General features: G+C 38.1%; 14 protein-coding genes and 1 pseudogene. 6 read left to right on the forward strand and 9 right to left on the reverse strand.

All coding sequences use genetic code 11. From position 1 onward, the window contains the following. The first annotated feature begins 25 nt into the window (after positions 1 to 25). Positions 26 to 1,129 (forward strand): fatty acid desaturase family protein, encoded by a 1,104-nt coding sequence (locus L2B55_RS10575; protein WP_237845303.1) that lies wholly within the window; start codon positions 26 to 28, stop codon positions 1,127 to 1,129. 44 nt (positions 1,130 to 1,173) lie between these two features. On the opposite strand, the gene L2B55_RS10580 is transcribed toward L2B55_RS10575, so the two are convergent. The 5 genes from L2B55_RS10580 to L2B55_RS10600 form a co-directional block, all read right to left on the reverse strand. Beyond that, complete coding sequence (locus L2B55_RS10580) at positions 1,174 to 1,434, reverse strand: SRPBCC family protein (RefSeq protein ID WP_237845305.1); 261 nt, start codon at positions 1,432 to 1,434, stop codon at positions 1,174 to 1,176. Between the two features lie 40 nt (positions 1,435 to 1,474). Continuing rightward, complete coding sequence (locus tag L2B55_RS10585; protein WP_237845313.1) at positions 1,475 to 1,696, reverse strand: SRPBCC family protein; 222 nt, start codon at positions 1,694 to 1,696, stop codon at positions 1,475 to 1,477. 74 nt (positions 1,697 to 1,770) lie between these two features. Continuing rightward, positions 1,771 to 3,681: a menaquinone biosynthesis decarboxylase gene (locus L2B55_RS10590; protein WP_237845321.1), complete on the reverse strand. Its 1,911-nt coding sequence runs from the start codon at positions 3,679 to 3,681 to the stop codon at positions 1,771 to 1,773. 126 nt (positions 3,682 to 3,807) lie between these two features. Further along, positions 3,808 to 5,310: an OmpP1/FadL family transporter gene (locus tag L2B55_RS10595; protein WP_237845323.1), complete on the reverse strand. Its 1,503-nt coding sequence runs from the start codon at positions 5,308 to 5,310 to the stop codon at positions 3,808 to 3,810. Positions 5,311 to 5,432: 122 nt separating this feature from the next. Next, complete coding sequence (locus L2B55_RS10600) at positions 5,433 to 6,356, reverse strand: hypothetical protein (protein ID WP_237845331.1); 924 nt, start codon at positions 6,354 to 6,356, stop codon at positions 5,433 to 5,435. A gap of 147 nt (positions 6,357 to 6,503) precedes the next feature. Here L2B55_RS10600 and proS point away from each other — a divergent pair, with 147 nt between their 5' ends. The 4 genes and pseudogenes from proS to L2B55_RS19050 form a co-directional block, all read left to right on the forward strand. Beyond that, on the forward strand, positions 6,504 to 7,979 hold the full coding sequence (gene proS, locus L2B55_RS10605) for a proline--tRNA ligase (RefSeq protein WP_237845333.1): 1,476 nt from the start codon (positions 6,504 to 6,506) through the stop codon (positions 7,977 to 7,979). 505 nt (positions 7,980 to 8,484) lie between these two features. Continuing rightward, positions 8,485 to 8,706: a hypothetical protein gene (locus tag L2B55_RS10610; protein WP_237845335.1), complete on the forward strand. Its 222-nt coding sequence runs from the start codon at positions 8,485 to 8,487 to the stop codon at positions 8,704 to 8,706. Further along, the gene (gene ltrA, locus L2B55_RS10615) at positions 8,664 to 9,689 is read left to right on the forward strand and encodes a group II intron reverse transcriptase/maturase (RefSeq protein WP_420854503.1); all 1,026 of its coding nucleotides are present in this window, start codon (positions 8,664 to 8,666) and stop codon (positions 9,687 to 9,689) included. Before L2B55_RS10610 ends, ltrA begins: the two co-directional genes overlap by 43 nt. After that, positions 9,628 to 9,879 (forward strand): annotated as a pseudogene (locus L2B55_RS19050) (hypothetical protein); the annotation flags it as partial. The gene ltrA and the pseudogene L2B55_RS19050, both read left to right, overlap by 62 nt. Positions 9,880 to 9,961: 82 nt before the next feature. Here the strand turns inward: L2B55_RS19050 and L2B55_RS10620 are convergent. The 4 genes from L2B55_RS10620 to L2B55_RS10635 all read right to left on the reverse strand — a co-directional run bounded on the left by L2B55_RS10620 (position 9,962) and on the right by L2B55_RS10635 (position 18,878). Next, a complete protein-coding gene (locus L2B55_RS10620) occupies positions 9,962 to 11,401 on the reverse strand; it encodes a M20 family peptidase (RefSeq protein ID WP_237845339.1) in 1,440 nt (479 codons plus the stop codon). A gap of 178 nt (positions 11,402 to 11,579) precedes the next feature. Continuing rightward, positions 11,580 to 13,004, reverse strand: coding sequence for a glutamate synthase subunit beta (locus tag L2B55_RS10625; RefSeq protein WP_237845341.1), 1,425 nt, complete (start codon positions 13,002 to 13,004; stop codon positions 11,580 to 11,582). A gap of 81 nt (positions 13,005 to 13,085) precedes the next feature. Continuing rightward, on the reverse strand, positions 13,086 to 17,663 hold the full coding sequence (gltB, locus tag L2B55_RS10630) for a glutamate synthase large subunit (protein WP_237845349.1): 4,578 nt from the start codon (positions 17,661 to 17,663) through the stop codon (positions 13,086 to 13,088). A gap of 315 nt (positions 17,664 to 17,978) precedes the next feature. Further along, positions 17,979 to 18,878: a 3-hydroxybutyryl-CoA dehydrogenase gene (locus L2B55_RS10635; RefSeq protein WP_237845351.1), complete on the reverse strand. Its 900-nt coding sequence runs from the start codon at positions 18,876 to 18,878 to the stop codon at positions 17,979 to 17,981. A gap of 98 nt (positions 18,879 to 18,976) precedes the next feature. Here L2B55_RS10635 and L2B55_RS10640 point away from each other — a divergent pair, with 98 nt between their 5' ends. After that, entirely contained in the window at positions 18,977 to 19,492 is a 516-nt protein-coding gene (locus tag L2B55_RS10640; RefSeq protein WP_237845353.1) for a ferritin, read from the forward strand. Positions 19,493 to 19,608: the final 116 nt, after the last annotated feature.

Below are 19,608 nucleotides of genomic sequence, written 5' to 3' on the forward strand. Positions count from 1 at the left end.
TTTTGTAAATCAACCTTGCTTAAACATGCATACACAATCAATAAAATTTAAAAAGGAAGGCATCAACGATTTCTACCCAACTTTAAAACAACGTGTTAATAGTTATTTTGATGAAAATCAACTTTCGCGCTATGCTAACATGTCCTATTTCATAAAAATTGCGCTACTAGTGATCGCCTTCGTTTCAACCTATCTAAATTTCATTTTTAATGTTGAAAGCAAAATAGAAGTATTCCTTTCATACATAGTTTTGGGAACTCTTGTGGTGATGATTTTTTTAAACATTGTCCATGATGCTGCACACCTAGCCATTTTTAAGAGTAAAAAAGCCAACAATGTGATGGTTTATTTCCTTGAGGTGTTTGGCACCAATAATTATATATGGAAAATGCGGCATCTGGAATCACATCATATTTATCCTAACATGTTTGGCTATGATGTGGATATAAAGCAATCAAAAATTGTTCGTATTGCTGATAATAGCCCTTACTTGAAATTTCACCGCTTCCAGCATCTTTATATGCCTTTGCTGTATTTTTCTTATACACTAAATTGGACATTAGTACGTGACTTTAAAGATATTTTTAACTCTGAAATGGGTCCTAAAAAAGGGATTAAACACCCAATTATGCAGCTAATTATTTTATTAGCCGCTAAACTGTTTTATTTTTTTTATATGTTGGTGCTGCCGGCCATACTTTTACCATTTAGTTTTTGGACTATTTTCGGTGGCTTTTTAGCAATGCACATTACATCAAGCTTCTTAGCCTTATTAGCCTTAATTTCATCCCACGTGGGTGAAAATGCAGTATTCCCCCAAGCAAGTGAAGACGGAAAACTGGAGCATACCTGGTCAGAGCATCAACTATTGGTTACTTCTGATTTTGCTCCTAACAGTAAGATTGTAACTTCTTTAATGGGCGGATTCAACCTGCATGTTGTTCATCACCTTTTTCCAACCGTTTCTCACGTTCATTATCCTGCATTAACTAAAATTGTAAAAGAAACGGCTGAAGAATTTGGTATTAAGTACAGAAGCATGAGTTTAGGGGAAGCGATGATTTCGCACTGGAAATTGCTAAAGAAAAATAGTGGGGTAGATGCTCAATCTATTTTAAACGAAGCTTGACAAAACAAAATGGCCACATTTTCTATGTGGCCATTTTTAACTAATTATTCTTCGCAGATTTTCTTAATGTTATCAAATGATTTCTCCATGCTCCCACCTATCATACTATCCATCATCAGGCACATATATTTATAAATTGGATTATTCCCCGATTTTCCTTCATCAGTCCAGGTAACTTTCGTACCTTCAGCAACCGGTTCTAATTGAATATTAACCATTAAGGGATCATCAAAACCTTCAAACATTAATTTCAGCTTTACTGATTTATCTGGCACACTCTCAACAATTGTCATAGAGCCATTCATTTTCTTACTTTCCCAGCTTTGTTTGGCATTTACACCGCTGCTAGGTGTTGAGGTTGTATATTTTATCAGTAAACTCGTCGTCAAATGCATTCCAGTTAGGCCAATTATTCAAATCATTAAACTCATTAAATACTTTCGCAACTGGCGCCTTAATTACAGCTGAACGCTCAACTTTGTAAGTAGATGGCAAAAATAATGACACTACTACCAATAAAACTAAAATTGCAATAATTCCAAGAAACAGCTTTTTAAGAATTTTCATATAATTATAAGTTGATTAGTTTGACTAAAGATAAAAATCTAATTTTAACAGTTACTGAATCAATGAAAAATTAATTATTCTTCTACAACTGCTCCGCCTTTGTACAATTGTTTCTGGTATTTCAACGAAGGAGATGGAATGAATGCTCCTAAACCTAGTTTATCCCAAATCCTATCAATATGTTCAATAGTTTGAGTTGCAGAAGCTAAAATATTAGGCCAATCACGTTCAAAACCATCAAATTCCTTGGTTTTGCGAGTACCATCCAAACCAATATGCGAAAGAGATTGATTATCGTCTGCCTTAACAATGAATCCATCACGGCGAGGATCAACATTATTTGAGAAACGCCAAACTGCATCTGCTACGTCAGAAATGTCGATCGTATGTTCAAGAAAAATAACCACCTTAACATTTTTAAATGAATCTGTTTTGAACAGCTCTCTGTTTAACTCCTCTATATGACCTTTTCTGTTCTTCTCTATGGAAACAAAAACCAAAGAAATTCCAAGTTTTAGCAGATCAGCATTAATAGCTTTTATTTCAGGGAACCGTGATTGAACTGCTTCTGCATTTATATTTATTTGTTTAGAATCTGACTTCTGTTGCAGATCTCCTCTCAACTCCTCATCAAATTTTTTAGTAGCATCTATCCCCATTTTTCCGCCAAAGGCCATTTTTGAACATGAATGATCCAATACATCCATAGGTCCTTGCGTAAAAATTATATCAGTTTGAGGATCTACATTGTCTGAAATATAATTGGCTACAGCAGCATTATCATGAATATCAACATCACCATCAACCACGACAATCATTTTGGTAAACATCATTTGTCCGGCTCCCCACATTGAATTCATAACCTTTAATGCCTGCCCTGGGTAATCTTTTTTAATCTTAGCAATTACTAAATTATGAAAAACCCCTTCCATAGGTAAAACCATATCAACTATTTCAGGAGCCATTGTCATTTTAATAGGGCCTAAAAATATACGTTCGGTTGCCTTTCCAATCCAGGCATCTTCCTGAGGAGGAATGCCTACAATGGTTGCGGGATAAACTGCATTTTTACGATGAGTAATAGCAGTAATATGAAAACGAGGATACCAATCTGCCAGAGAGTAATAACCGGTGTGATCGCCAAACGGGCCTTCCCAAATGAAATCTTCTTCCGGATCGACATAACCTTCAATAATTATGTCGGCATCAGCAGGCACCTGAACATCCTGGGTTAAACATTGTACTAATTCTACACGCTTCTTGCGCAGAAAACCGGCAAGCATATATTCATCAATACCATCAGGTAGTGGAGCAGTAGCTGCATAGGTGTAAACCGGATCACCACCTAAAGCAACAGCAACAGGCATTTTCTGACCTAATTTTTTGTACTCATTAAAATGACGGGCAGAAACCTTATGCTTATGCCAATGCAAAGCTGTTAGCTGTGGACCGAACACTTGCATGCGGTACATACCTACATTTCTGATTCCGGTAAGAGGATCTTTTGTATGGATTACAGGTAATGTTATAAACGGGCCTCCATCTTCAGGCCAGCATTTCAAAACCGGGAACTTTGTGATATCCGGATTAGTCATTACCACTTCCTGACATTCACCTTTGCCTGAAATCACTTTAGGCATCCATGATGCAATTTGTCCCAACTTAGGAAGTAATTTCAACTTATCTAAAATTCCCTCTTTGGGCCCAGTTAATGTCTTAAACAGATTTTCAATTTCAACGGTTATTTCATCCATGTGTTTTACGCCAAGGGCCATACACATTCGCTCGTAATTACCCATTGAGTTAATTAGCAGTGGAAAATCATAACCTGTATTTTCGAATAACAATGCCGGTCCGTACACCTTTGAAACACGATCAGTAATTTCAGTAATCTCTAATTCGGGATTTACATACTCCTTTATTCGAACCAGTTGATTATTTTTTTCGAGCGTTTCAATGAAATGCTGAAGGTTTTTATAAGCCATTATATTGATAATAGAATTAAAACGAAATTGATCGAATACTTTAAATCATTCGATTGGGGATCAAAAATAAGAAAGGTTACAGCAATAAACTGCAACCTTTCCTAATTTCATTAACTAAAAATACATTTAGAATCGAGTACCAATGGTTAAGACAACAGAATTAGTTCTTTGCTTTACATTCAATACTGGCTCTGAAAAATCATCAAGCAAATACGGGCGGAGAGTGGTTTTATATGAAGAATTGATGTATGCAGCATCTATATAAAAGTTATTGATTCTATAACCGACACCTCCTGTATAAAAATTACGCTTACCATCATTAGCTGAATTATCTGAAAACGGATTGCCATAATTTGCAAAACCTGCACGCAAGCTTAATTGATCTAATTTAACTTCTCCTCCAAGATGAATGTTCACCACTGATCTGTAAAATGCATTTACATCATCTTTAAAGTTTTGATCGGTATCAAAATCTGACGATTTCATCTTCAACGCTGTATAATCAATAAACTCAACATCTGCCGAAATAAATGCCATTTTACCTATAAAGTAAGAAGCTCCCAAACTATATCGAAAAGGTGTTGTAAGTGTATACTCAAAGTAAGAGGTAGAAGGGGAGTTAGGCTCATAAAATGTTCCGTTTACAGTTGTTGAGTTTAGATCATAACTGTAATCTTCCTTCATTTTCCAGGACGTTGGAAATTCAATTGATCCTCCTAATCGCACCTCATCAAGAGGACGAAAAATAGCTCCAATTTTACCCGTAAATCCGCTTCCATCTACCGATTGCTTCTGAAATTGATTTAACATCACTACACTTTCGGATGGATTTTGAAAAATACTATTGATCCCATCCTCCTTAAAATAGTTTTCAGAATCATAATTCTGGTTGGTAAACTTTAATGAAGCTCCAAAATAAAGCTTGTTACCATAATTTGCAGCCAATACTATATTCGTTTCATTCTGACTACCTTTATAGTTATTTTGAAGCCTTTGGTTTACATTTCCGGTTGAAATAGGAACATAAAGGATTTTACCTGTCACTGGATTAGTTGTTTCTTCATCAATTAAATAATTATCATAAGCAAATCCTAAATCATCTGGAAGATCTTCATTTTGCACCCCAATTTTACTTGCTCTTTGAGCAAAAGACTGGGTGATTGAATTATTAGGGTTCCTTCCACCAAAACTGTACTCAGAATAAAGATCGTTTGTTCTATTATAGCCTACACCTAACGTAACCCCAATCCATTCATTACAAATCTCATTTATTTTTTCCCTGTTAACATAAACTGGCAATGCTACACTTAAGTTACTTAGCTTAAAATTATTTACAGATGACTTTTGCTCGGGATTTGAAAGGTAACTGGCTGAAGCACTGTTGTTATTATATTGTAAACTTAGTCCAATATCTGACTTACGAAACATTCCAACCCCGGCAGGGTTACCACTCAATGCCCCTAAATCACCGCCAAGAGAGGTTTCTGCACCGCCTATTGACATATATCTTGCTGTTCCCCTTAAAAATTGCTGGGTAAATTTCAAACCATCCTCAGCATATTGGGCATTTGCTGCAAATGGGAAAGAGATAAAAAGTAGTATATAAACTATATTTTTAAATTTATTCATTTACTTTATTGTTACGGTACTTAATTATTATTTTCTGTTTTAGTTTGAATTGGGCAAAAAAATACTGCATAATCAATTTACGTGAACGTAGAATGAATATGCAGTAATTGAATTATTTACAATTAATTTCTTGATCTAGGTCTTGCATTGCTATTACTACTGCCTCCATTACTTCGACTTTCTCCACCTGTTGAACGACTTCCTTCGTTTGACCTAGGAGTAGTATATGTAGGCCTTGAACTTTCTCTTGAATTTGATCCTTGATCATATGTACGTTGACGAGGACGGGCATCACTATCCCCAACCTCTCTTCTTCCTGAAGAGTTATCAGGACGCCAAGCCGGCCTGGTACTACTAGTTCCTAATTCACCTCCTGGTCTTGGAGCAAAAGAATCATTTCCTCTGTAAGTTCTTGGTCTGTTAATATTTGTGCCTCCTCCTGCAGCGCGCGGTCCATAATTGTTATATACGTTATTAGGAGCCACATTATAAACATAATATCCAGGGTAGTAAACACCTGAGTACCATGGATTATTATAATAATATCCTAAATAACTATTATATTGATAAGGAGAACAATATCCATAACCATAAGAAGGATACCCCCAGCCAAAGGACATTGAGTAATAGGTTGAAGGCATTCCCCAATAATAAGGACGATTCCAAAAGTATGCACTATTGTAATAAGGATTACCCCAATAAGATCCTACACCAAAATACCATGAAGAGTATGGATGGTATGGATTATAGAAATCATCAAAATAGGCATCGTAACTATTAGGATAGTAAAACTTATTGATACGATTTGCGTAATAATAGTCAGGATCGTTTGGATCATAGTAGCGAGTTAATGGGCCGTCGTTCACTTCACCCTGACTTTGAGAAGAAGACGATGCATAAACCTGATGCTCTGCAACTTTTACATTGGTAAAATAAAGGTCATTATCCACCGATTCTTTAGATGGGGTATTTTGAGTCGTTTTGGTTGTTGAGCAGGAACTCAGTACCACTATCGACACAATAGCAAGCGTTAAAAACCTTTTCATGGCTTCAAATATTAGATTCTAAAAATAATCATTCTATAGTTAGATGACAAATTTCTATTTTTGGTTGCTCAAAACCTTAAAATTAACAGAGTATTTACATATCTAACCGTAAATGCAATAATTAAAAGTATTAGTTAAACATTTTTTATGGCAAAAGACCTCACGAGTAGAGACAAAGATTATTCTCAATGGTATAATGAATTGGTAACAAAGGCTGACCTAGCCGAACATTCTTCAGTTCGCGGATGTATGGTTATTAAGCCCTATGGGTATTCAATTTGGGAAAAAATGCAAGCTGTCCTGGATAAGAAATTTAAAGATACAGGCCACTCAAATGCTTATTTCCCCTTGTTTATCCCCAAATCTTTTTTATCTAAAGAGGCTGATCACGTTGAAGGTTTCGCTAAAGAATGTGCAGTAGTAACGCATTATCGTTTAAAGAACGACCCTGAAACCGGAGGGGTAATTGTTGATCCTGAGGCAAAGCTGGAGGAAGAATTAATAGTTCGTCCTACTTCAGAAACCATTATCTGGAATACTTATAAAGGTTGGATCCAATCGTACCGTGATCTGCCAATTTTGGTTAACCAATGGGCCAATGTTGTGCGTTGGGAAATGCGTACCCGTTTGTTCTTACGTACAGCCGAATTCTTATGGCAGGAAGGACACACAGCTCATGCTACCGCTGATGAGGCTATTGCTGAAACAGAGCAAATGTTGGATGTTTATAGTGATTTCGTTGAAAATTGGATGGCTCTACCTGTTGTAAAAGGCAGGAAGACTCCTAATGAGCGCTTTGCCGGTGCTCTTGATACGTATTGTATTGAAGCCTTAATGCAAGACGGAAAAGCTTTACAAGCCGGAACATCACACTTCTTGGGTCAGAATTTTGCTAAAGCGTTTGATGTGCGATTTACAGGCAAAGACGGTAAGCAAGATTTTGTATGGGCAACTTCATGGGGTGTATCAACCCGTTTAATGGGGGCTTTGATTATGGCACATTCTGATGATGACGGTTTAGTACTTCCTCCTAAATTAGCTCCGATACAAGTTGTTATTGTTCCGATATTTAAAAACGATGAAGAAGCCGATAAAATTACCGAAGTTGTAAATAAGCTTAAAAAAGAGTTTGATGCAAAAGGTATTTCTGTGAAATATGACAATCGTGACACACAACGTCCAGGCTTTAAGTTTGCTGAATGGGAACTGAAAGGTGTTCCTGTACGTATTGCAATTGGTGCCCGTGACCTTGAAAACCAAACGGTAGAAGTAGCCCGTCGTGATACAAAAGAGAAAATGGTGCTTCAAATGAACGATTTGGCTAATAAGGTGGAATTCTTGCTAGAAGAAATTCAAGTAAACATTTTCCAAAAAGCCAACTCTTTCAGAGAAGAAAACATTACTCGTGTGGATACTTACGAAGAGTTTAAACAAGTGTTAGGAAACAAAGGAGGTTTTGTATCTGCACATTGGGATGGAACAGCTGAAACAGAGCAACAAATTAAAGATGAAACCAAAGCAACCATCCGTTGTATCCCATTGAATAATCCTCAGGAAGAAGGAAAATGTATATTAACTGGCAAACCTTCATCTCAAAGAGTATTGTTTGCTATAGCATATTAAAATTAATATATGATAAAAAAAGCGGCTTCAATGAAAAGAAAGCCGCTTTTTCGTATGTCGGGCACGGTACTATTCTAACAAGGTGCAAATCCTTGCGTACGCCCAGTTGACAGGAAGTACTAGCGATTGGCAAGGGTGTCGCGGGTGACTGCGAATCTGAAGGAAGCCATTAGCAAAGGCAAGGTTCTGACGCACAGAAAATTGATACAAAGCTCAATGAGTGGGTCACCGAGTAATGGATCGGGAAAGCCCGAAAGTCAATCGTAACCTCATGGAGTAAATCAAGCAGAACCTGTTGAAAGAATAGGAATCTTATCCCGAGAGACCTCAGTGTCTGTTTTTAGTGGAACTATGCGCGTTGCGAAATGGGCAAAAGGACACGGAGGAGTCAGCAGACGACGTAGTACAGCCGATACGAGCCGAAAAAAAAAACTCGGAGGGTCTCACTAAACTGGAAGGTCTGAATCTAGTAATTTAAGGAGCAGTCGGTAAAGTCACTGTGTTTATGGAGCAAGAGCAAGCAATAGGGTATCAACTGGATTTGTTCATGGAACAAAAGATGAACGCTATTCTCCATTCAGAAAGTTGTGAAGACGTACACGGAGCAACCGCAGGAAAGGACTTGCAAATAACCGGTCAGGCTAAACAAAGACGAGCCTTAGCAGGAACATTAATGCAAGCGGTATGTTCGGATGGTGCAACATCCAGCTCGCTTATAAGCAAGTGAAGAGCAACAAAGGAGTAGCCGGTATCGATCAGGTTCCGGTAGGTGAATTTCCGCAATGGTATTTGAAAGAAGGCGCGAACCTGATTGAAAGCTTACTGAAGGGAACTTACCAACCGGACGCGGTGAAGGAAGTGGAAATGCCTAAAAAGTCAGTAGGTTTCAGGAAGTTAGGAATTCCCACGGTCAAGGACCGCATCATCCAACAGGCCATCAGCCAAGTGATAAGCCGGATTTACGAGCCTAAATTCTCGGAAAACAGCTACGGTTTTCGTCCCAAAAGAAACGCTCATCAGGCCTTGAAAAAGGCGAGTGATTACGTGCGGGAAGGCTACGCCATAGTGATCGATGTGGATTTGAAGAACTTTTTCGATGAAGTAAACCACGACCGATTGATGTACCGGCTGCATCAGGACATCAATGACACGGTGTTATTGAACTTGATACGAAGGTACCTTGGTAGTGGAATACTGGTCGATGGAGTCATCGGAGTACGTACCTCCGGCACGCCACAAGGGAGCCCACTTTCACCGATCTTATCCAATATCGTGTTAGACGAACTGGACAAAGAGCTAGAAAGGCGGGGTCATAAATTTGTTCGCTACGCAGACGACTGCAATATCTTTGTTCGCAGCCAAGCGGCCAGTGAGAGGGTATTTGGGTCGATAAGCAACTTCATTGAAAGTACACTAAAACTGAAAATCAACAGAGAAAAGAGTAAGGTTTGCCCGGTCAATCAAAGCAAGTTTTTAGGTTACACCATTCAAGATGATGGTCGGTTAACGATTGCCAAACAAAGCAAAGAGAACTTGAAAGCGAAGATTCGGAAAATAACGAAACGGAACCGAGGCCGGAGTTTAATCCAAATTATCAGGCTGGTTAGTTTATTTCCGATATGCCAAAAGCAGTCGTTTCTTACAAGATACGGACAGCTGGATACGCAGAAAGCTTCGTTGCTACCGACTCAAACAATGCAAGCGCGTTAAAACCATACAGGAATTTCTCCATGGTTTAGGTGTTGCAAAATGGCAGAGTTGGATACTGGCTCTTTCGGGAAAAGGGCATTGGCGCAAGTCAGGTGCTCCCCAAGCCCATCAGGCAATGAATCTAAAATGGTTTGAGGGACTAGGTTTGTACAGCTTATGGTGTAATTATAAACTGTTAAACAATTATTAGAAACCGCCCTGTACGAAAGTACGCAGGGTGGTGTGAGAGGACGGGGGAGTAATCCCCCTACCTACTCGATATGGAACTAAACTTAATTCAAATTTTTGATTAGCTGATAATAAAATGCAATAGCACTTTTATAATCGGTGACAGCAATTCGCTCATTAATATCGTGGTAACCAATAAGCTTTGAAGGAGCATACCGATAAATATTTTCAGTTATATCAGCATAATGACGAGAATCAGTAAGGGCAATTAATAAAAAAGGGCTTACAGGCATATCGGGGTGTAATTGCCGATTGGTTTTTGCAATAGCTATGAAACCTTTGGCTGTGGTTGATGAAATTTTTGAAGGATTAGCTTTTGATACTTCACGCGGTGTAATTTTCACCCTTGCATCATTTACAACTTTTCTTACTTGTTCAATTACCGTCTCAGGGGTTTCTCCCGGCAAAATTCTAAAATTAATGGCAGCAGTTGCTACTGAGGGAATTACATTGTCCTTAAAACCACTTTTCAGAATGGTAGGAGCAATGGTTGTATGAAATTGCGCGTATCCTCTGTCTGTCTTTTCGTACTCTCTTTGGATCAACGGTTTGGTTAACCACCGGTTGGCAAATATCACTTTCAAAAAAGGTGACATCTCTGGCCCCAAATATTCAGTTAACTCAAGAGTAGGAGTAGTGAATGTACCCTTAAAAGGGTTATTACGAATCTTTTCAATCGTTGAAGAAATAATATCAATAGCAGTCTCTTTTCCTGGTGCTGAAGAATGACCACCTGGGGAGTTCACATCCAAATCAATTGTTAAATAACCTTTCTCTGCAGTACCAATCAAAGCAATTGGTTTTCCGGGCAAAATACCGTCAATAATCAGCCCTCCTTCATCCATAACAAACTCGGCTTTTACGCCTCTGCTTTTTAATAATGAGGCAATTTCTGCAGCCCCTTGTTTTCCACTGATTTCCTCATCATGCCCAAATGCTAAATAAATTGTTTGTTCAGGCTGAAACCCTTCAGCTGTCAATCTTTCAACAGCTTCCATAATTGTTATTACTGTTATTTTATCATCTACACAGCCACGACCCCAAATAGTATCTTGTTTAATTTCACCACCAAATGGATCGGCTTTCCAATACTGTTTTGATTCTTCTTCAACAGGCACGACATCCATGTGTCCCATTAATATTATGGGTTTAAGTTTTGGATTTTTGCCTTGCCAGGTATATAACAGGCTATATTTGTTTACAACTTCCTTTTGAAGAAATTTATTGACATTAGGGTAGGCTGTTTCCATAAATTTAAGATTGGCTGTAAACTGAGTTGTATCAATTTTTGAAGTATCGTCATATGAAATTGTTTTAAGTTTAATTGCAGTTTGAAAATTCACAACAGCCTTTTGCCCCACTTCAATAGGATTAATAACCTCTACTTCAGGCTGTTTAGATTTGAACGTAAGTGTTTTAAAGGCAATAATTCCAACCAATACTCCAATAGTGATCAATAAAAAAAGCAGGAATCTTTTTATCATATTTCCAGATGTTTCTAATCTAACATAGGTATTTTAAATTAATTATGCAGGCATAAAAGAAATCTCAATAATAAAAAAGCATCGACTAAAAAAAGCCGATGCTTAAGTAAGCTATGAGAATTGGTTGATGATTGATTGTACGCAGCACTTTCAATGCATCAACTGATAATTTTAAATTTTAATGGGCCTTAATGTATTTTTTCAAGGTGCTTGCCATTTGACGACCACTGTTAATCGCAGTTACAATAAGGTTTGCGCCTTCAATCATGTCACCTGCTGCCCAAATTTGAGGATCAGAAGTATGGAAATTATCAACTTTCACATTCCCACGGTTATCTTTTTCAAGGTTTAAATAGTCTACCAATCCTTCGTGTATGGTATGCTCAAAACCTAAAGAAATTAACAACAAGTCACATGGAATATCGTATTTCTCACCACTGATTTCATAATTACGTTGACCAGATTTGATTTCACCTTCAGGCCATTTAATATTTTGAAGTTCCAATGCTTCAACTTTATCACCACCCTTAACAGCAGAAGTTACAACAGAGAATAATCGCTCGCAACCTTCTGCCTGCGAAGAAGAAGTGGTAAAGGTTTTGGGCCACATAGGCCAAGGGTTGGTCTCATAACGCTCTTCAGGCAAAGGTTTGTGAATCTGAATTTGAGTAACACTTTTAGCTCCTTGACGAATTGCAGTACCAATACAGTCGGAACCGGTATCTCCACCTCCTAAAACTACAACATGCTTATCTTTAGCGCTAATCTTTACCTCAGGATGCAATTGATCACCATGATTTTCTTTGTTTTGTTGAGATAAAAATTCCATGGCAAAATAGATTCCCTTTTTGTCAGCTCCCTTGATATTACCAAGCCCACGAGGCTTTTCAGCTCCACAACACAAGCAGATATAATCAAATTCAGCTTTCAGGTCGTCAATAGAAATGTTCTCACCAACGTTTGAATTAGTTTTAAAGGTAATCCCTTCTTCTTCCATCAATGCAATACGGCGATCAATTACCCATTTCTCCAATTTAAAATCAGGAATTCCATAACGTAGTAAGCCTCCTAATCGGTCGTTCTTTTCAAAAACAGTAACCGTGTGTCCCACTAAATTAAGTTGTTGCGCAGCCGATAATCCCGCAGGACCTGAACCAATTACAGCTATCTTAATTCCAGTTCGATAAGGAACCTGATTTGGCTTCACCCATCCTTCTGCAAAAGCTTTCTCTATAATTGATAACTCTATTTGTTTAATGCTGATAGGTTTTTCGACTAATGAGGCCGTACAAGCCGGTTCACAAGGAGCCGGGCACACCCTGCCTGTAAACTCAGGGAAGTTGTTTGTACTCATTAACGTACCATAAGCGTTTTTCCATTGACCCTTGTAAACAAAGTCGTTAAACTCAGGAATAAGATTTGAAACCGGACAACCCCAATTACAAAACGGGATTCCGCAACCCATACATCGTGCAGCTTGTGTTTTTACACGTTGTTCACTTTGTGGCTTTTCAAACTCATTATAGTGTTGAACACGCTCGGTAACCGGCGCTTTCTGCATATCTTCTCTTGGATATTCAATAAATCCTGTAGGTTTTCCCATTGTATTTCAGATTTAAGGGTAAAGACATTCGGTCAAATACCCTTATTGTGTTACCTTTTTAAATCACTCGTTTGCAATCAATTATTTGCTTTCAATTGCCTCAGTTTTCCCCACCTGATTACTAAACACAGATGGAGGTAAACTTGCTACTGAAGCTTTTCTTCTGTCGAGCTGAACCTGAATCTTACGGTATTCGAAAGGAATTACCATAACAAAATCTTCAACACGGCGAGCCCAGTTATTCAAAATCACTTTGGCTTTAGGACTACCGGTATACTCATAGTGCTCTTTGATTAAGTTATATAGCTCTTGCTGACGGGCTTCATCTGTTACCTTTTCAACAGCTACCATACTAAGGTTACAATGCTTCTTAAACGTTCTATCCTGATCAAAAACATAAGCTATACCACCGCTCATACCCGCAGCAAAGTTTTTACCTGTTGAGCCAAGCACTACAACAATACCGCCGGTCATATATTCGCATCCGTGATCTCCCAAGCCTTCAACTACAGCATGAGCCCCGGAGTTACGAACACCAAAGCGCTGTCCAGCCATACCAGAGAAGAATGCTTTACCAGAGGTTGCGCCATATAAACAAGTGTTCCCAACAATCACATTTTTATGTGGCTCCAATGATGATTTTTGAGGTGGAGCGACAATGATCTTTCCTCCCGATAAACCTTTTCCTACATAATCATTTGCATCTCCTCTTAGGTTCAAGGTTAATCCAGAAGGTATAAATGCTCCAAAGCTTTGTCCGGCTGTACCTGTAAGATTCAACAAGATATGATCCTCAGGTAACCCTTTTGAACCATGACGAAGTGTAATTTCACTTCCCAGCATAGTGCCGAAGGTGCGATAAACATTATATATTTTCTTTTCAACTACTATTGATTCTTTTCCATCAAGAGCAGTTTTTACCACACCAATCAATTCATTATCAATAGCTTCACCAATTGCATGAACTTGTTTTTTAACATTTCGGTAAACGTTATCAGCAGAAACAGGTTTAACAAATAGAGGGCTGAAATCCAAACCTTGAGCTTTGTAATGATCCACAGCTTTATGGGTTTTTAAACGCTGTACTTGGCCTATCATGTCTTCAAACTTGCGATAACCAAGCTTTGCCATAACCTGACGAACTTCTTCTGCGACAAACATTAAATAGTTCTGAACATATTCCGGCTTTCCATGATACTTGTTTCTAAGGTATTTGTCTTGCGTAGCAATACCTACCGGACATGTGTTTAAATGACACTTTCGCATCATGATACAGCCCGTGGCAATTAACACTGATGTTGCAAATCCAAACTCTTCTGCACCTAATAATGCACCTATAACCACATCACGTCCGGTTTTTAATTGTCCATCCACCTGCAAACGCACTTGACCACGTAGTTTGTTCAACACCAAAGTTTGCTGCGCTTCAGCTAAACCTAATTCCCAAGGCATTCCCGCATGCTTAATTGAAGTCGCAGGAGAGGCCCCGGTACCACCATCATAGCCAGAAATTGTTATTGAATCAGCCAAAGCCTTAGCAACCCCGGCAGCCACAGTCCCTACACCAGTTGATGAAACCAATTTTACACTGATATCAGCCCATCGGTTGGCATTCTTTAAATCGAAGATTAGTTGTGATAAATCCTCAATTGAGTAGATATCGTGATGAGGAGGAGGGGAGATCAGTGAAACTCCTGGTATAGTATGACGAAGTTTAGCAATATAATCATCAACCTTAAAGCCGGGAAGTTGACCTCCTTCACCAGGTTTTGCACCTTGAGCTACTTTTATCTGTAACTCATCTGCATTTACCAAATAATTGGAAGTTACTCCAAATCGTCCTGAGGCCACTTGCTTAATGGCAGAACGACGAAGGTTTCCATTGGCATCCGGTTTAAATCTAATCTCATCCTCACCACCTTCACCGGTATTACTTTTACCCCCTAAATTATTCATGGCGATGGCCAATGTCTCATGCGCTTCGCGTGAAATTGAACCAATTGACATCGCCCCTGAAGTGAAGCGTTTAACAATTTCTTTAGCAGGTTCAACCTCTTCCAACGGAACAGTAGGAAGTTCTGTTTCATCGATATCAAACAACCCCCTTAAAAAACTTAGCTCTTCAGTGCGATCGTTAACTAGTTTTGCAAATCGGTTATAAATTTCCGGATCATTTTTCCATGCAGCCTGTTGCAGTAAGTGAACAGTTTCAGGGTTGTAAGCATGATATTCGCCTTGTTGGCGCCAGTGATATTCTCCACCCGTGGAGAGCTTGTCAAAATAGTGCTTTTCAACTTTGTACGCATTTTCATGACGGGTTTTAAGTTCCTGTTCTAATTGTTCTATACCTACACCCCCAATCATTGAGAATGTGCCCTCAAAGTATTTTTCAATTAAGTCTTGATTAATCCCAATTGCTTCAAAGATTTGCCCACCTTGGTAACTCAATAAGGTTGAAATTCCCATTTTGGCCATAATCTTCAATAAGCCTTTTTTGAGAGCGCTTATATAATTTTTATGCGCTTTACTTTCATTAATACCCTTTTCCAATTGGCCACTCATTTCCATATCAGTCAATGATTCAAATGCCAGATAAGGGTTTACACCACCTGCACCAAACGAAAGCAACAAGGCCAAGTGATGAACTTCGCGCACTTCACCGCTCTCTACTACGATTCCGATTTTACCACGCTTATTTACACGTATCAAATAATGATGAACTGCAGAAACAACCAATAAGGTAGGAATTGGTGCATGGGTATGGGAATGATTACGGTCAGATAGAATAACCAGACGATATCCTTGATCTACTATTGCTTCAACCTTTTTACACAATTCGTCTAATGCAAATTCTAACGATTGCTCATAAATAGGATAACAAACATTCAATACTTTTGATCTGAATCCTCCTGTTTTTAGTTGCTTTAACTGCTCTAATTCATCATTGGTAAACACCGGTTGGTTAATTTCGAGCATTTTACAATTAATAGGATTATCTTCAAGCACATTGCTGGCTCCACCGATTGGGATACGCAATGACATCACCAAATCTTCACGAATTGAATCGATTGGAGGGTTGGTAACTTGAGCAAACCGCTGTTTAAAGTAATTATATAATAATTTAGGTCGATCTGAAAGTACGGCTAAAGGTGTGTCATTCCCCATTGCATATGTTGCCTCTTGCCCTTCATCGGCCATTGGCTTCATAAGCATATGCAATTCTTCGTATGTATAACCAAATACGCGCTGTGCTAAACGCAAATTCTCATGGTTTGGTTGATTTACATGAGCCGGGGCCGGAAGATCTTTCAACCTGATACGGTGTTCGTCTATCCATTGTTTATATGGAGCTTTTTCTGAAACACGTTTCTTTATTGCCTTATCATCAAAAATGTCGCCTGTTGTCGTATCTATTAAAATCATACGGCCAGAACCCAGATTGCCTTTTCGCTTGATTTTATCTTCAGGAATAGGAAGCACACCACTTTCAGATGCCATTATGAAATACCCATCATATGTTTCAGTGAAACGAACCGGACGCAAACCATTTCTATCTAAACAAGCTCCAATTTGCAATCCGTTAGTAAACATCATTGCTGCCGGACCGTCCCATGGTTCCATATTTGAATTGGAATACTCATAAAAACCACGTAAATCAGGGTGAAGCTGATCATCGTTTTCCCAAGCCTGCGGCATCATCATCATCATTGCATGATCCAAATCCCGTCCGCATTGAATCAATAACTCCAGATAGTTATCAAATGAAGCTGAATCTGAATTTCCCTTTTGAATCGTTGGAAATAATCGCTCTAAATCATTACCAAACAAACTTGACTCAAGATTTTTCTCACGAGATTTTGCCCAGTTTACGTTTCCTTGTAACGTATTGATTTCCCCGTTATGGGCAACATAACGAAACGGCTGCGCCAAACTCCAAGTAGGGAAGGTGTTTGTAGAATAACGCTGGTGAATTAATGCAAGGGAACTTTCAAACGATTCGTCCCGGAAGTCTGGAAAGTAATCTTCCAATTGCCATGCATTAAACATTCCTTTATAGACAATTACACGAGATGAAAGTGTAGTAATGTAAAAGAATTTCTTTTGCTGAATATCGCTTGCGGCAATTTTCTTTTCAATTTGCCGGCGGATAAGATATAATTTACGCTCAAAGGCTTCTGAATCAACTTCATTCCGCTGAACGAAAAACTGATAAATAGAAGGTTCAAGATGAAGTAAATTTTTAGATAAGCAAGAGTTGTCACAAGGAACCTGTCTCCAACCTAAAAAGGTTTCCTTTTCTTCAATTACAATTTCTTCAATGATTTTTCTACATGCATTAGCATCATTTTCATCCTGCGGAAGAAAAGTCATGCCTACAGCATATTCTTCTTCATCAGGCAATTGAAAATCTGCATTAACTAAAGCCTTTTTGAAGAAATTATGAGGAAGTTGAGTTAAAATACCTGCTCCATCACCTGCATATGGATCTTCACCTGAAGCCCCGCGATGTTGCAAGTTTTTAAGAATCTGTAAACCGTTATAAACGATTTCATGAGAACGTTCACCGTTCTTTTGTACGATACAGCCAACTCCGCAAGCATCCTTTTCATGTGCAGGGTCGTACAAGCCCTGCTTCTCTGGTAATCCGTGGTTGATCATTCTGGGTTCTCCTAACTTACTTTACTTAATCTTGTATGAGAACTCCACAAGGGTATTGAAAAATTGGTTCCTAAAAATAGGAATGTTTATTATTATTTCAAAATACTATACATAAAATTAGTTAATTTATAAAAATTATAGCATTAACAAATTTTATTGTCAATCGTATGCGTGAAACTCAGCATATATATTGCAAATTAATATAAAGCCAGAATATAATTTTAAAAATAAAGCCAAGTTGAAATTTTCAACCTGGCTTTGTGTGTTATAAAAAATTTTATTTCAATCAAAATAATATAAAAAGAAGCAAATATTTTACATTTTAAATTTTGATGAAACTTCCAATTCTTTGCTACCGGCCGTATATTTATAAAAGCCTTCACCTGTCTTCATTCCTTTGTAACCAGCTGTTACCATATTAACTAATAATGGACATGGAGCATATTTAGGATTACCAAAACCTTCATGTAATACATTTAATATTGACAGACACACATCAAGTCCAATAAAATCGGCTAATTGAAGTGGACCCATTGGGTGAGCCATACCCAATTTCATTACTGTGTCAATTTCTTCAACCCCTGCTACACTTTCGTACAAGGAGTAAATAGCTTCATTGATCATGGGCATTAAAATGCGGTTTGCAACAAAACCCGGATAATCGTTTACCTCTGTAGGAATCTTACCGAGCTTTTTGGAAAGTTCCATAGTCAAACTAGCCACTTCATCACTTGTTGCATATCCCCGGATTACCTCTACCAGTTTCATAATCGGCACCGGATTCATAAAATGCATACCGATTACCTTGTCAGCTTTTGATGTTACAGAAGCAATTTTGGTTATAGAGATAGATGACGTGTTTGTTGCTAAAATGGTTTGATCAGTTGTAAATGAATCAAGGTCTTTAAATATCTTTAGTTTTAGGTCGATATTTTCCGTTGCGGCTTCAACCACCAAGTCAACATTGGCTACCCCTGCCTTCATATCTGTGAAAGTAGTAATATTTGACAATGTGGCAAGCTTCTCTTGTTCGGTCAAGGTTCCCTTTGCAACTTGGCGTTCCAGATTTTTGCCAATAGTATTCAATCCAAGATCAAGTGCATCCTGAGAAATATCTATTAATGAAACTTTAAAGCCAAACTGGGCAAAAGTGTGAGCTATACCGTTTCCCATGGTTCCAGAACCAATTACGGCAACATTTTGAATTGTAGTCATATAGGTTATTGATTATTATATATAATGAGGTTGTTTAATTATTATCTGATTAGGATAAATAAAAACCACGGGCTAAATTTGATAAAAATTGATGAATTATGATTAGTAAAAACATGGAAAACATGCTCAATGAGCAAATCAATGCCGAACTGTTTTCAGCAAATCTATACCTTTCAATATGTTCTTATTTCCAAGACCAAGATTTGGACGGCTTTGCCAATTACTTTCGGGTACAGTCAAAAGAGGAATTGTTTCATGCAAGCAAACAATTTGATTATATCCATGCGGTGGGCGGTAAAGTAACTATGAAAGCAATTGAAGCTCCAGAAACCGAATTTAAATCAATTATCCACACTTTTGAAGTTACCCTGACTCACGAGAAAAAAGTAACAAAAAGCATCAACAACCTGGTAAAGCTGGCCTTATCAGAAAATGATTTTGCCACTCACAACTTTTTGCAATGGTTTATCGCCGAACAAGTAGAAGAAGAAGCATCAATCACCAACATTTTAAAGAAACTTGAGATGATTGGTGGTAACAGCTCTGCCTTGTACTTATTAAATACAGAACTTGGCCAGCGTACATTTACTGAACCAAAGACAAATTTAAAATAAGAGCGATTTCAATTGCTCTTTATTTTTATAATAACAAATCCAATCATTTCGTTTTTCGGTTTTCCCCCTCCATTTTCTTTTTATATCTTTGCGCTTTCATTCAAAAAAACCACTGT

Origin of the sequence: Solitalea lacus (assembly GCF_022014595.1) — a bacterium.
GTDB lineage: Bacteria > Bacteroidota > Bacteroidia > Sphingobacteriales > Sphingobacteriaceae > Solitalea > Solitalea lacus.

Bases quoted from the DNA above. Each gene is read 5' to 3' on its own strand.
- L2B55_RS10575 (WP_237845303.1), top strand. From the start codon at position 26: ATGCATACACAATCAATAAAATTTAAAAAGGAAGGCATCAACGATTTC.
- ltrA (WP_420854503.1), top strand. From the start codon at position 8,664: ATGTTCGGATGGTGCAACATCCAGCTCGCTTATAAGCAAGTGAAGAGC.
- gltB (WP_237845349.1), bottom strand. From the start codon at position 17,663: ATGATCAACCACGGATTACCAGAGAAGCAGGGCTTGTACGACCCTGCA.
- L2B55_RS10620 (WP_237845339.1), bottom strand. From the start codon at position 11,401: ATGATAAAAAGATTCCTGCTTTTTTTATTGATCACTATTGGAGTATTG.
- L2B55_RS10580 (WP_237845305.1), bottom strand. From the start codon at position 1,434: ATGAATGGCTCTATGACAATTGTTGAGAGTGTGCCAGATAAATCAGTA.
- L2B55_RS10640 (WP_237845353.1), top strand. From the start codon at position 18,977: ATGATTAGTAAAAACATGGAAAACATGCTCAATGAGCAAATCAATGCC.
- L2B55_RS10600 (WP_237845331.1), bottom strand. From the start codon at position 6,356: ATGAAAAGGTTTTTAACGCTTGCTATTGTGTCGATAGTGGTACTGAGT.
- L2B55_RS10625 (WP_237845341.1), bottom strand. From the start codon at position 13,004: ATGGGAAAACCTACAGGATTTATTGAATATCCAAGAGAAGATATGCAG.
- L2B55_RS10595 (WP_237845323.1), bottom strand. From the start codon at position 5,310: ATGAATAAATTTAAAAATATAGTTTATATACTACTTTTTATCTCTTTC.
- L2B55_RS10590 (WP_237845321.1), bottom strand. From the start codon at position 3,681: ATGGCTTATAAAAACCTTCAGCATTTCATTGAAACGCTCGAAAAAAAT.
- L2B55_RS10585 (WP_237845313.1), bottom strand. From the start codon at position 1,696: ATGAAAATTCTTAAAAAGCTGTTTCTTGGAATTATTGCAATTTTAGTT.
- L2B55_RS10610 (WP_237845335.1), top strand. From the start codon at position 8,485: ATGGAGCAAGAGCAAGCAATAGGGTATCAACTGGATTTGTTCATGGAA.
- proS (WP_237845333.1), top strand. From the start codon at position 6,504: ATGGCAAAAGACCTCACGAGTAGAGACAAAGATTATTCTCAATGGTAT.
- L2B55_RS10635 (WP_237845351.1), bottom strand. From the start codon at position 18,878: ATGACTACAATTCAAAATGTTGCCGTAATTGGTTCTGGAACCATGGGA.